This is a genomic window from Janthinobacterium sp. PLB04, from assembly GCF_021165895.1.
In the GTDB taxonomy this organism is placed as follows: Bacteria; Pseudomonadota; Gammaproteobacteria; order Burkholderiales; family Burkholderiaceae_D; genus Janthinobacterium; species Janthinobacterium lividum.
This window is the reverse complement of record NZ_CP088968.1, coordinates 1899772-1913739: the sequence shown is the minus strand read 5'-3', so window position 1 is coordinate 1913739 and position 13968 is coordinate 1899772. Positions and strand designations below refer to the sequence as shown.

The 13968-nt window shown below is 56.0% G+C and carries 12 protein-coding genes; 1 reads left to right on the top strand and 11 read right to left on the bottom strand.

What is annotated here, in order from left to right:
* Positions 1-50: 50 nt before the first annotated feature.
* The 3 genes from LSO07_RS08315 to LSO07_RS08305 all read right to left on the bottom strand — a co-directional run bounded on the left by LSO07_RS08315 (position 51) and on the right by LSO07_RS08305 (position 3025).
* A complete protein-coding gene (locus tag LSO07_RS08315; protein WP_070282741.1) occupies positions 51-737 on the bottom strand; it encodes an acyltransferase in 687 nt (228 codons plus the stop codon).
* A 61-nt stretch (positions 738-798) separates the two neighbouring features.
* On the bottom strand, positions 799-1782 hold the full coding sequence (locus LSO07_RS08310; RefSeq protein WP_191909604.1) for an acyltransferase family protein: 984 nt from the start codon (positions 1780-1782) through the stop codon (positions 799-801).
* Between the two features lie 37 nt (positions 1783-1819).
* Positions 1820-3025, bottom strand: coding sequence for a glycosyltransferase family 4 protein (locus tag LSO07_RS08305; protein WP_080753334.1), 1206 nt, complete (start codon positions 3023-3025; stop codon positions 1820-1822).
* Positions 3026-3116: 91 nt separating this feature from the next.
* Between LSO07_RS08305 and LSO07_RS08300 the strand changes: the two genes are divergently transcribed.
* The gene (locus LSO07_RS08300) at positions 3117-3713 is read left to right on the top strand and encodes a serine O-acetyltransferase (protein ID WP_225317216.1); all 597 of its coding nucleotides are present in this window, start codon (positions 3117-3119) and stop codon (positions 3711-3713) included.
* Between the two features lie 59 nt (positions 3714-3772).
* Here LSO07_RS08300 and LSO07_RS08295 read toward each other — a convergent pair whose 3' ends face one another.
* The 8 genes from LSO07_RS08295 to epsF form a co-directional block, all read right to left on the bottom strand.
* Positions 3773-5992 (bottom strand): heparinase II/III domain-containing protein, encoded by a 2220-nt coding sequence (locus LSO07_RS08295; protein ID WP_225317215.1) that lies wholly within the window; start codon positions 5990-5992, stop codon positions 3773-3775.
* Positions 5993-6370: 378 nt separating this feature from the next.
* On the bottom strand, positions 6371-7045 hold the full coding sequence (locus LSO07_RS08290) for a glycosyltransferase family 32 protein (protein ID WP_191909603.1): 675 nt from the start codon (positions 7043-7045) through the stop codon (positions 6371-6373).
* A gap of 47 nt (positions 7046-7092) precedes the next feature.
* Positions 7093-8355, bottom strand: coding sequence for a lipopolysaccharide biosynthesis protein (locus tag LSO07_RS08285; protein ID WP_151093264.1), 1263 nt, complete (start codon positions 8353-8355; stop codon positions 7093-7095).
* A complete protein-coding gene (locus tag LSO07_RS08280) occupies positions 8352-9944 on the bottom strand; it encodes a hypothetical protein (protein ID WP_034782122.1) in 1593 nt (530 codons plus the stop codon). Before LSO07_RS08280 ends, LSO07_RS08285 begins: the two co-directional genes overlap by 4 nt.
* 78 nt (positions 9945-10022) lie before the next feature.
* The gene (gene epsI, locus LSO07_RS08275) at positions 10023-10724 is read right to left on the bottom strand and encodes an exosortase-associated protein EpsI, B-type (protein ID WP_052140107.1); all 702 of its coding nucleotides are present in this window, start codon (positions 10722-10724) and stop codon (positions 10023-10025) included.
* Entirely contained in the window at positions 10721-11629 is a 909-nt protein-coding gene (gene xrtB, locus LSO07_RS08270; RefSeq protein WP_070282731.1) for an exosortase B, read from the bottom strand. Before xrtB ends, epsI begins: the two co-directional genes overlap by 4 nt.
* Positions 11629-12507: a chain length determinant protein tyrosine kinase EpsG gene (epsG, locus tag LSO07_RS08265; protein ID WP_034782117.1), complete on the bottom strand. Its 879-nt coding sequence runs from the start codon at positions 12505-12507 to the stop codon at positions 11629-11631. Before epsG ends, xrtB begins: the two co-directional genes overlap by 1 nt.
* Positions 12508-12525: 18 nt before the next feature.
* Complete coding sequence (gene epsF, locus LSO07_RS08260) at positions 12526-13935, bottom strand: chain length determinant protein EpsF (RefSeq protein ID WP_034782114.1); 1410 nt, start codon at positions 13933-13935, stop codon at positions 12526-12528.
* Between the last annotated feature and the right edge of the window lie 33 nt (positions 13936-13968).

The window sequence follows — 13968 nt, the reverse complement described above, 5'->3', positions numbered from 1 at the left end:
GAGAAAAAAGCTGGAGAAAGGCTAAAGGACGTGCTTTTCGGAAATAGTGTTCAGTCGCGTATGCCGGCGGCATGGAGAAAAGCCTCGAAGGACGCGAACTGCGCCTTGTGATTCGCCACATACCGCGGATAGGCCCGATCCAGCTGGCGTTTCACCGGCACGCGGTCGTCCAGTTGGTCGCCGTCCATGAACAATGGAAATTCCTCCCAGAAATCCTCCACGACAGGACGCCGCCCCAGCCGTTCCTGGATGCTGCGCGCATACTCAAAGGCTTCTGCCACACATTTGACTTTGCGTTTTTCATAATACTGTTCAACATTTCCGACAATCCGCGCCGGATTACCCGCCACGATCGCGCCAGACGGCACGTCCCTGGTGACGACGGCCCCATAGCCGATCACGCAGTTATCGCCGATGGTCACGCCCTTGAGCACGGTGCAATTGCGGGCAAAATACACATTTCGGCCGATTACCACCTTCCCCGAGGAATTCACGAAGTCGCCATGCAAATCCAGGAACAGGTTGGTGACGAAATCATGCGTCAGAATCTCCGTGCCGGAATTGATCGTCGTTCCCGCGCCGATTTCCAGCAAGGTTGGGCGGGTGACATCGATACTGATGGTCTTCAAATTCCCCCAACGAATGTTTTCGCCAAGCGCAACGCCGCGCCCGCGGAGCATCTGCTCAAAACGACGTACCCGCCGTGCAGCAAGCATTTTTTTTATAGAAGCAAGCATACCGATTATCCCAAGTCATTAATAACAGAACCATCCACGCGGTGCGGGACAGTCGTGCAACTTACAAAATATAGCGCCAACGCCGCGCCAGCAGCATCAACGGCAGGCTGGCTAGCAGCGACAGGAACAGCCCTGCCAAGGTCAGGCTTCCCCAGTCTTGCCATCCCCAATAGACGGCCAAGGCCAGGCAAGCAGGATGAATAAAGTAGACTGCGGATGACATTCTGGAAGCCAGCATGCTGCCGTGCGAGGGGGCGTGCAGTGCCACCATAAAGCATGCTGGTGCGGCCAGGGCCAGGGCAAACAGCATGTCGAAACTTTTCTTCGTTGCGCCTTGCAAGAGATAGTTCGCATGCGATTCCAGCACAACAAGAAGCAATGCGGCAGCGGCAACGCTCGCCATCGCCGTCAGACCTCGCGGACGCCAAGCATGCTTGGCAATCAAGAAACCCGCACACAGGAAAGGGAAGCCGAAAAACAAAAAGTTACGAGACGTCCAGTTCAACGCCACGATATTTTGTAGCAGAGACGATGAGAAATTGTGATAAACGCGACAATATTGCAGGCAGCCCCCCATGACAAACAAGATGGTCGCCATTGCGGCAAGACGGATGCTTGCCTGCTCACGCAAGCAATACAGCAAGATCCCCCCACAGATCAGACCCGCCATATACCAGAGGTGGTGATACCCCATCACCATCGTGGCAAACAGCATGGCCCAGGCAGTCGCGCCGGAGAGTGTCTGCGGATGCAGATAGCAGGGCAAATACAACACCATCCAGCATACATAAATACCTGCGGCTTTTTTCAACCATGAAAGAAAAGTGGCCCGGTTCGTACATGCCTTGCTGAAATAATAGCCATTCATGATGAAAAACACGGGTACCGCTATACGGAACAGGCCGTTGACCGTCAAATAAGCCCCTTCTCCCACGGCCGCGCTGCCGGCATGCAAAGCCAGTACCATGACGGCCAGCACCATGCGAAATCCATCGAGCACCCCGTCACGCGACGGCGTGCTATTTACTGGCGACAAAGTTCCCATCCATTGATCTCCTTTGCCTTCGTTACATGGCGAAAGCCTAGGCGGCTGCGATATGGCGATACTGCTGAGCAACTTGCGCCGCAATGATGGCATAGCTGCGCGCGCTGGCAATATACGCCGGCCCACGGCTGGCCCGCAGGCGGGCGCGTTCCGGGTCGGCCAGCACTTCGGCCATGGCGCCGGCCATGGCGGCAGGCACGCTGGCCGTCAGCCAGCCTGCCTGACTGGCCTCCAGCACCTGCACCTGGTCGGGGCTGTCATTGCCGATGGCCGGCATTGCCAGCGCCAGGTATTCCAGTAATTTGGTCGGGGAACTGACATCGTAGCGGACTCCGCGCGGAATATAGGACAGCGCCAGATCGGCGCCCAGCAGCAATTCCCAGGCTTGCGCCGAAGGCAGCCACCCGGTAATGCGCACAGCGTCGGACAGGCCGGCACGCGCCGCGTGCTGCAGCAAGTCCTGCTCATCCTGGGCATAGGGCGAACCGCCGATCAATAACAGACAGGCACGCGGAACCGTTACGCGCAACAACTGGAGCGCATCGATCATGCGTTCCACATTACGCGACTTGTCCAGGGTCCCCAGATAGGCAAGCAGCGGTACGTCCTGCCAGCCTTCCGGACGCCGGCTCGATCGGGGGGCACCTTCCATGAGTTCCATGTCCACGCCCATCGGCACGGCACTCAGGCGCTCGGCGGGAATTCCTTTTGCAATCATATAGTCTCGCATGGCATCGCTTTGCACGAAGATGTGCTTGGCCCCCGGCAAGACGAACCGGTATAGAAGTTGCGCCTCCAACAATCCTTTGAGCAGTACCAGCCGCTGACGCAGGCTGGGCCGGCGAGCCAGCTGATGGCGCGCGTTTTCTATGCGGCCTTCGCACATCAGGTAAGAGACCCAATAGGTAAATGGAATTTTCTTGAAACGGGCAATCCACATTCCAAGCAGGCCGATCGATACCATGTCGCGTACCTGGATAATATGGCAATCGCCACGCCGGGCCGACAACAGGCTACGAAGGCTCAACTTGATGAACGACCATTCGCGCCGCAGGCGGCTGGCGTGATAGGGGGGCCGCTGCGCCGAGGCGAAGTTCTGCTCCTGGAATGGCGTACTGTCCGCCGTCCCCACCAGATCACAGACGACTTGATGGCGGGGCAGATACTTACCGAACAGGACAGCCACATCCGGGCGAAAAGTCGGCAATGCCTCAGGCACGAGCTGTAGTATTTTGAGAAACATGTATGAATAGTCGCAGAGGCAGGGTGAATCAATCGTCGAGGACGAAAAATATTATCATAAATGGCATAAAATTATTATAATTATACCATCCATGCCTGGGAACAATGTCAGTTACACCATATCTTCAGCAACATCACTCGTACTGCAGAACAAAGTGTACAGGGCAACTGGCCACACATCCGATATTTCATTGCAATTTCACCAGCTATCCGGTTACGCTGCCGTCTACCGACGCCACGCCGCCGTAATCCATCGCCAACTTGAAAAGGCCGCGCTCTCCATGCTAAGAATATTTCGCCTGTCTGCCTGGCTACACCGTCATCGCATCCCGTTCTTGCCAAGAATGCTGTATGTGCTCAACCGCATGCTGTTTGCCGTGGTGCTGCCGCCAGGCGTAACAATGGGCGGTGACGTATTGCTGGCGTATAGCGGGCTGGGTATCGTGGTGCATGCACGTGCCGTCATTGGCGACCGCGTCAAGATATCGCAGAACGTCACCATCGGTGGACGCGCTGGACTGCTGGAGGTGCCGGTGATCGAAGACGATGTGGAAATTGGTGCGGGCGCCTGTGTCCTGGGCCCCATTACGATCGGCCGCGGCGCGAAGATAGGCGCCAATGCGGTAGTACTGCACGACGTGCCAGCCGGCGCCACTGCGGTCGGCATCCCGGCGCGCGCCATATCGTAGAACCGCAACCACACTTGCAACAATGCCGGCGTTGCGCCGACATTGTCATCAAGTTTACATCAAGGCAAGACGATAGTCTGCGTGCCCACGGTAAGTTGTCGCCCTGTCGCCGTTTGCGTCAGCTGCGGTTTGATGCCCTTGCACCCCACATCGAGCACCACCAGAAACTCGCCTTTCAATGCCGCAGTCGGTTTGAGGAAGGCTGCGTGGTCTTCTACCGTACCGGCCTTCGATGGTGGACTCAAACGCTTGGCCAGCGCCGTGCCGTCAGTCGACAATGACTGCAAACACAGGCTGCGATCAACGTTGACGATCTTCGCCGCATTGGTAGCGGTAAAAGTAATGGGCGCGGCTGCATGCAGGTTCCATTCGAAAATACGCGGTGTCGCAGAAGCGAGCGTATCGAGGACAACCACCATATCCTGCCCGCGCAAATACCAGACCTTGCGCAATGCCGTCGTCAACAACCCGTTGTAAGCGGGCAAGGCATCGCCTTCGGCATAGTCCAGCGTCGGCGACGTGTGGAAGGCAGTAATGCGCCCCTTGCGATCAAGCAACTCCAGCGTACCGGCGACTGGCTGGCCCAACCCGCCATCGACCGTCACCGCATTGTGCGCCTTGGTGGTGCGATACCAGCTCATCGCTTGCGGCGACGCAAAATAATCCTGATAACCGGCTTCCGTCAGCAGTTTGCGGCCGCCGCTGTTGATCACGATGCTATTTTGGTCACCATGACTATGGTTATAGGAGCCATACGGGCTGGACTTGAAGAAAACGGAAGTGCGCGCCCGATCGGCCATGCTGCTATGCATGGCCACCCAGCCGATACTTGGAAACAGCATTGCATTCGGCGGCGGCGCCGAGGCTGTCACTGTCGCCACTGGCAGGGGGTACGGCGCCTGCAGCAACGTAATCGGACTTTCCTCCCCCACCGTGTTGCTGACAAACCACGCCGCAGCGGGCGTTTTCTGGCGCGAGATGAACGCCTTCATCAATGCCTGATCAGGCACGCCTTCATGTACGTCGCCAAACACATGGCTAGGGGTGCCAGGCGGAGTGAATTGCATGAAGAAATTGGCAAAGCCTGCTGCCCACGGTTTTTCGAACAGGTTGATGCCGGTTGCCTGGGCCAGTGGTTGCCACACCTGCATCTGCATGTCGATCGTGTATTGCGCATACGCCGTGCCATTTGAATAGCCCCCTTCGGCGCCACTCCAGACATGGATCAAGTGCGCATATGAGCGCACTGCAAAATCGAGCCAGACCTTCGCTTCAGGCGATTCGCCCAGTGCCAGGACAGAAATCAGGCTCAGGTAGCCAAGTGCCTCGATACCGTGCGAGTCCAGCGGTGTCTGGTCGAGCCGGCCATTGGCCACCGCCAGATTATTGTAGATTGGGCGCGCGCGCAGAACCGCCATGTCCATCCAGGCCTTGCGCCGTGGCGCATCCAGCTCATTCCAGAGCAAGTCGGCCCCCTTGGCCAGCACCAGCGACATCATGCGCGCCACCTGGTCTTGCGATGCAAAACTGGTTGCCCCCTCGGGATTGAGCGAAGCGATCTGGTCGCCTCGCGCAATGGCTTCTTGCAGATACTTCTTGTCGAGGGTGAGCCGATACATGAGCGCTGCGGCTTCAAGCTGCCGTATCACGCCACCCATCGTATTCGACACCAGCGTATATTGCGCGGAAACCGCCGCAGAGCCTGCCGTCGATGACAAGGTCGGGAAGGTCGCATTGGATACCGGCGCCAGTGAAATCATGCGCGTATTCACCTCGGTAGTGAGCTTGGCAAGGGCACCGCCGCGGTCTGCGCGCATGACAGCGGACCAAGTGCTTGCCGGCTGGAAGTTGGTCGCCAGTTGCCGCGGACGTGGGTGGGCAAGTATCGCCGTACCAATATTACTATTCTCGGGCACGACAAATTGTTTGGACGTAGCATCAATCATGAAACCACGCCAATCCGACCAGTCGATGACCGTGCTCAGAGGACGCACCCGCCACGCATACTGGCCAGCCTCCAGGGGCTGCGCGAGCAGGATGAAATTGCGGCTGACGGTATAGGACGTCGTCGTCCCGCCCTTACGTTGGATTTCAACGACATATTGCGCCGGATAAGTCCGATGACGCGCCCATGTGATGGAAGGGGGATTTTGCGGCTGCGTCTGTAATTGATCTGGCGCAGGGCGTACGATGCCTGGCGTGGCCGACATGACCCAGTCCGCCCGGCTGGGCAAACAAGTCACCAGCAGGCTGGCCAGCAGCAAGCCGGAACTGGACATTATTCTTGTAGGCATTTGATATCTCCTGATATAGAGGTGAAGGGCATGATAAGCGCCTCCCCGACTGCAGTCAGGCTTGCCGGTGCCAATCACCAGTGAACATATCGGACTCAAGGGGGGAACTTCTTCAATTAAAACGGCAACAGGGAATAACGGCAGTGCCAGAAAAACCTGATTAATGTTGCATTCAGCCGTCACTATACACCAAGGAATTGTAAATAACTGTCGCTTGGAGACAACCACTCCACAAAAAAATATATACACGCAGATCCGCATGGAATGCGACTTAAGCAACCATTTACGAAAATGAAATGTGAAATATGGATAAATATAGCGCTTTAAGCATGACTAACCAACAAGCGAACAAATATCAAATAATTAATTCCAATTTCCCGGAAAAGGATTGAAGGAAATTTGCCATTTACGGCGAATGGCAAGTTTTGCCAAGGCACGGGATAGCAGCCGCTGCACGCGCCCATCGGCCCAGGAACCATGTAATCCATAGTGATGTACGCCATAAGTTTCCGCCGTCACATCCGCATACATGAATTGCCGGGGATTGCGCGCGATATCAGGATCATACGGATTAAACGGATAAAACGACTTGGGCGTCAGAATCCTGCTATGTTCCGCCCCCGCCAGGGCGACCGCACGTTTGAGGATATGCGGCGAAGTGGCAAACATCTGGCGCTTGCTTAGCTCATCAGCGATAAGACTGCGCGCATGCTGCATCGTTAAATCACCAGCCTGACAGGCGATAAATGCGGTGGCAATTGAACGCTTGCTTTCACGTGCCAGCAGGCAGTCCACGCCAATTAATAATTCATCAATCGGACGGATCAACTCAAGATCGGTATCCAGATAAATGCCGCCATGCGCCACCAGTGCGTCAAAACGAACCCAATCGGCGACAAATGCCCATTTTTTTTGCTTGATCGCCGCGCGACAATAGGCATTATCCAGATTGGAATTACTCTCATTCCACAGCTTGATTTCATAATCGGGACAGTATTTTCTCCATGATGCCACGCACCGCTCGTGCAAGCCATTCATCTGTCCATCGCCAAACCAGCAATAATGTATCAGCTTAGGTATCATATTTATTGAGGCATCAAACGCCGTAGTAAGAATATTTTTAATATAGCCACAAGAGAAACATGCACGAGAAATGCGCTGACACTGCCAAGCAGGCCGTAGTGCGAGGTCAGCAGCCATAACATCAGCAAGTAAAAGACATTCGACCCTATCGCGATAATAGTCGTCTGCCGCAACTTGCCAAGCGACCAATATAAGGCATGCGTCGTGACGAAGGTTCCCGCCAGCATGGCGCTGGCCAGCACCACGGCAAACTCCCATGGATAATTCTGCAGGCCATAAAATATCAACGGCATCCATAACGTTTGGCTGGCAAAGCACAGCGCTCCTGCGACCAGCGAAACGCCTGAAAGCACGCGCAGCGTTTTCAGCCACAGCGTAAAAGCACCGCGCACGTCGCCCGCGTTCACGCGTGAAGCAAATTCGGGGATGGAGGCTGAATAGAACGGGGCACTGGCCATATTCACCAGGGCATAAATCCGCTTCAGGATACTGAATACGCCGAGGTACTCTCCCGACAGGGAAAAGCCCAGTATCACGCGGTCCAGCTGAGCCACGGGCAAGTCACAGATCGCCTGGAAAGTACTCCAGCGTCCAGCTCTAACTATGCGACCTTGATCCACGGTGCTGGCCTCGAGGCTGCCATCGAGTCCTTTCCTGGCCAAGTGAATATATAAAAAGAGGCCCGCACAGCGCAGCGCTTCCGGCACAAAATAGGCCAATACCAGCATAAAAGCGCTTGGCGAAAAATGCGCTGCCAAAAATAGCGACAGCAGGCGTAACAGACTGCTCAGCAAACCAGCCAGCATCAACACCTGATATTTGTTAATCAGGCGAAAATAAGCCGTAGGGGTGCCCACAATGGGAAAGATGGCCGCCAAGGCCAGCAATATCAGCTGCGACAAAGAAAAGGTGCTTAGCTGGCTTAGCTGAAACAGCTTCAGTATCAGCATCACGGTCATGACGCCGCACACCGCGAGCAATTCGAAACGCGCGCTTTTCCAGACAGCGGCACTCAGTGCCTGCGGCAACAGGCGGCGGCCGGGCAACTCAATCAGCAATCCTTGCCAGTACTGAAAATTGCACACGGTGAACACGGCCAGCGCAATTGACTGCACCAACACCAGGTGACCGAATGCGGCGATACCAATAATCTTCAGGCTGAGTGGAATGGCAAGTACGCTGACGCCTGCCGAAGCTATGTTCAGCAGAAACATCATCGAACTGTTCTTGAGCAAATTATTAAAACTGCTGCGCGAATGGCTCATCGTCCCGGCAGTGCCCCGGCACGCGCTGTGCGCGGCTTCTGAAGCGGCTGAGCAGCTGTCGCATCCGCATGACGGTAACGGCAGAAATGTACGATACAGCCCAGACTGAAAAACATCAGCAATTGCAAGGTGGACTCATCAAGCAAGGCACGGTTGTAGATCACTGTCGTACTGAGCATGATCATTGTGACTGTACTGACATCCACTATCGCCAGCCGTTCCGGATCTGCCCCCGAGAATTTCACGTAACGCAGCCCCGCCACGATGCCCGTCAGGGGAATGGCAAGGAAGGCCAGCAAGCCGAGGACGCCGACATCCCATAGCAACGCGGAAATGGCCGTGGCGTTGATGGCCAGGCGACGATAACGCACCGCAACAATACCTTGTCCCGTACCTGCATTCGTGGCGCTTGCCCCTGGCCCGTAACCGACCAGCCGCTCCACCAGGGTGGGCATGGGGTCGCGATACCATAGATACATGGAAGCGCCGCGCCCCACCTCGCCAGTGGTGTAGTTGACACTGCGTGGGTCAAAGAAATACCCGCCCGTCCGGTCGAGCTTTTCTTCCACCGTCTTACCGCCACCGATCACATCCCCCCAGTACAGTGCCTTATAGGCACCATACGTGCCACCCATAAACAGGCCAATAAACAGGCCAAAGGTAATAAAAGCAAAGATGTTTTTCAGCACGCGCTGGCGCAGGATCAAAAAGAGGGTCAAAGGCAGCCAGATAAAAACTGCCTTGACTTCGCCCAGGATACTGATTGCCAGAACCACCGCCAGCATAGCCGCTGGCAGCAAAGGGCCGCTCAAGCCGCGTACCCAGCGCGCCACCACATACAGCAGGCCGCTCGTGCTGAACAAGACCAGCGTAGCGCTCATGCCCAGTCCGAAAGTGCCAACGACACCATCCCAACCCAAGCTGCTCATCATGAAGAAATGCTGGTAAATTACAATTGGCAACTGGATCACAGTGACGATGGCGATCAGCTTCCAAAGCGTCTGGAGCCGGTTCAACGGCCATTCAAACCAGTACAGCGCAAACAGCACACCAAACATGGGTACGCAAAAGCGAAAGGCGGAAATCATCTTGGGCAAACTCAAGTGCCCAATGGCCATGCCGAAGAAAAAGAAGGACAAGTAGAGGAATGAGGCAACTATGACGGCGCTGGCGCCAAAAGCGGGCTTCGGCGCGCGCTCGCGGCGTCCATTGAAGGAACTCAACTCAAGAATGGCTCGGGCGAAGAACAGGGCGCCGAGGCCACTGCCCAGCCATGCCGCCAAACGCAGGTTGAACGCATACTGCGCCATGCCCTGCACCAGGAAAGTAAACACAAACAGGACCGGCAGCAAATTTTTCGTGTTGACCACTGCAACTACCGGCACGATCAGCATGATACCGGCGAGAATGAGGGTCAATTGGTTCGAACCGAGCGCCACCACGGCACCGAGCAGCAGCGCCAGAAAGGCCACTGCAAGCGCAATAAATACGGTGGAAGCACCCGGCATGCGCAAGCCCGCGTTTTTGCGGCGGGGGGAATTCGTTTGCGGCACACCTGCCGGGCTTAGCTTAGCTCGAAAAAAACTCATCTTGATTCCAATTTGGGTGCAGGCTTGCACCACATTGATTGTTTGGGCGGCAAACCAGGCAACCTCGCCAGGCAGGCGTTAGCTGCCCTGGCCCGAGAAATGACGACGATGCGCCGGTGTCATGGAGGACAGCATCTGATTGACAAACTCCTGGGCTAAAGTAAAGCCACGAGCATTATCCTGCGTAATCGTCGACACGCGCATCAGGGTAGCGTCCGGAATGCGGCCATCCAGCGCATAGGCCAGCTTGACCTTTTTCATCTGCCAGATGTCGTTAACCGCCTTCTCGCCAACCACGACCCAATAAATGATCGGCTCATTGCGATTATTTAATGTTGCCACCAGGCGCGAGGCAGGAATGCTGCCGGCGATCGTCTCCAGTGGTTCATGCGTGGTGGCGCCGACCGCGAAGCCCTGGCCACCATAACAGCCTTCGGGGAAGTGAACCGACAAATTGTCGCTTTGATCCGTTCCGTAGGCAATCGATAGCATGATGCGTTCGCCATCACGATTGACATAGGTGCGCGTCAGGGTCTGGTTATAAATTTTGTTGATTTCCGCTAGCGCCGTCGGATTGACAACGGCGGAAATCTGCGTACGGTCTTCCTGCCAGTCGCCGAACTCGGCAGGAATCGCCGTTTCCAGCATAATTTTCGGCCGGCTGTCAGCGATGCGGATCGTGGGGGTCGCACGCTGTCCAAGCCATAATGCGAACAACATGCACAGACCCAGTATCACGCCGCTGATCCAGGACTTGCTCACTTGCGTATGCGTATTCATGGCTGGCCTCCCCGGCTGCGTTTGCTATTGCCGCGGCGCACTATCCATTGCAGCAAGGTGTCGAGACTAATAATCAGTATCAGGGCGCTGATGAAGAGCACCATGCCGGCAAAACCATGCAGGAAACCTTGACCTGCGGCATCACCAAAATAATACGTGATGAGCGTGAGCGTCACGACGCGTATCACATTGGCGGTAAAGGAAATCGGGATGATCAGCGTCGCCAGGACGATATTGCGGAACGGTGAAGTATGGCGCACCAGATTCAGGTAGAACAAGCCCAGCGCCTCAAGCGTCAACAATGTCTGCAAACCGGCACACGCATCGGCGACCAGCAACTGATATTGTCCGATCTGCAGAATCACGCCACTGCGTGCGATGGGATAGCCGGCCCAGAACAACAGGTGTTCCGTGACATAGGAAACGGCGATCTTCATTGGCAGCGTCAATGCCGAGACAATAGCGCTAGGCAATGGGATCATGAAAAACATGAAGAAAAACGGGAACCACACGGCACGCAGCGAAGCCGTGCCAAACTTGAAGCAGACAAGCGACATCGTCACGACAACAAAGGAGCCTATCTCGAACGCCAGGATCTGTTGCGAGACGCCCGCGACATACAGCAGCAGGCCAAATACGAACATGACCGAACCCAGCACAGGAGAACCGCGGGGATCAGCACGTTCCAGGAGCTTGGCGCGCTGGTGATACAGCAGCCATACGGACAGCGCCAAAATGATCGGTCCATGCGCCTGGTCTTCTGTCGCCCAAATACCATGGAAAAGCGAGTAAAACGATGGCAGGTACAGCGCCAGGAAGCCAACAATGATCGGCAACCATTCCAGAATGATCGCGCGCGACGGCAACTTGCCGCGCGCTGACGCAGGATGGCTTAGCGTACTCATCAAAAATCTACCAGCACGGAACCGACGACTTCGACGCCGCTTTGCACCATTTGCTCCGTCATCGCATGGATATCGTGCAGCAGCGTGTAATTCTTGCGCGCCACCAGCAGCACGCCACCAGCCCGGGTTGCCGTGATCAAGGCATCGGAACCAACGGAAAAAGCGGAGGTATCGTACAGCACCACATCATAGCGGGACTCCAGCTGCGCATTGAGTCCGCTAAATGGCGAACGGCTCAGCATCTCCTGCGGGTTCGGAGGAAGCGTGCCGGCACCCAGCACGGACAGATCGACAAAGGAGTCGATTTTCGTGATGGCATCCTGATCAGCGCGTCCGGCCAGCATGTCCGACAGCCCCTGCCGGCCCTTCAAATCAAAGATCTCATGCTGACGCGGCGTACGCAGGTTGGCATCCACCAGCAGGGTGTGCTCCCCAAGCTGTGAAAATACCACGGCCAGGTTAGCTGCGAACAGGCTCGCGCCTTCGCCGGGATTGACGGACATCACGACCAGCGCCTTGTGGTCGCGCGCAAACCAGCGCAACATGAGTTGGCTGCGCACAGCGCGCAACGTTTCCACTTGGGCACTGAATGGCTGATAGGCCGCCACCAGCTTGTCGGAAAAATCACCCTGCCCCGCTTGCAGATAGGGATAGTCGAACTGGCGTGCCAGAACTTGCTGGATATCGGCTTCCGTCACAAGTCCAAGGCGCTGTGCGGCTTCGCCAAAACGAATGCCCAGTTCTTTTTGCATGCGCAATACGCGCTCGGCATTTTCAGGCGAAATCTTGCCCGATTCAAGCAGCAAGCCGCCTATGCTCGAGTCGCCGCCACGCGGCAGGGTTGGGGTGGTCTGAACAGAATGTGGGACTGGATTCATGATGCTTTCCAATAAAAATTAATTTGCGCGCAAAGAGCGCGGCAACAGCGACCAGAAACGGTTCCCCCGTGAACGGGCTGGCGCATTCCAGGCAATGCTGCCAAGCATGGGCAACTGCAAGGCATCGGAAAGATCATTTTCAGAACGCACGCGGCGATCCAGCATTTCAGCCAGCAAGGCCACACCGATACCGAACATTGTGCCAAGGAACAGGGCCAGTACCGTATTCAACAAGACCTTGGGACCCGCCGGCTGGCTAGGTGGCACTGCAGGGTTCAACAGCGAGATATCGGACTGCTCGGATTGCCCTTCCAGGCGCGTCTGCGACAGGCGCTGCGATGTCGCCTCGAAAGCACGCTGGGCGCTTTCCACATCCTTTTGCAACACGCCCATCTCGTCCCGGGTACGGTTCAATTCCAGCACTTTCGCCTTTTGCGCGGCAAGCGCGGCACGAATGGCAGCTTCGCGCTGCGACATGATCTGCGCATTGTTGCCGACGCTATTGGAAGTAACACGCAGGCTTTCCTTCAGGTCACTGCGTAATTTATCCACTTCAGCCTTTGCGGACTGATACTGCGGGTGATTGGTGCCCAATCGCTGGCCAATCTCGGCAAGCTTCGATTCGGCGCTACCCAGCCCCACCTTCAGGCTCTGGATCAGCGGATTGGCCGCCACGTCGGGAGATTCGGCAAAGGCACCGCCCTGCGCCATGCGCTGGCGCGACGTCGCTTCCATTGCCAGCCCTTGTGCCGCGACCAACTGCGCCGACAGGTCGTTGAGGCGGTTCGACTCGACATCGAGGCGGTTATCCAGGCTCACGATGCCATTTTTTTGTTGATACTCGGACAGACGGCTTTGCGCGCTCTCCAGGGCATCGCGCAACAGCTTCGTCTGTTCCGTGAAATACGTCGATGCCTTTCTCATGGGATCGACTTTAAGTTGAATACTGGTCTTTTGATACTCATCAGCAAAGGCATTGGCTACTGCCGCAACAAATTGCGGATCGCTACCCTTGAAACTGATGTCGACCACGCTACTTTCGTGCGAGGGAACAATTTCCAGCTTGGCCAACAGTAACTCGGCAAGCCAGTCACGCACATTGCCCACGCCCTTCGAGGCTTCATTGAACTGCGCAATCACGGCTGGACTTTCCGCCAGGTGCAATTGATCGACCACACGCAGTGCAACATTCTTGCTGCTGATAATATCAATCTGCGTGGCCATGTAGCCGGGTAACAACTGTCCAGGCATCGCCATCCCGGTGACGGGATCAATGCCCTTGTAGTTCATCAGTACCGACGCCGATGCCTTGTATGTCTTGGGCAGCAGCGCGCTGACGATGACGGTCGCGCCCACCGTGATCAGCAAGGTAATGATCAATATCCATTTGCGCGCACGCAGGATAAGTAAAAATTGTGAAAAATTCATGGTACAGCTCTCATATCAGAGAAATCGGTTCAG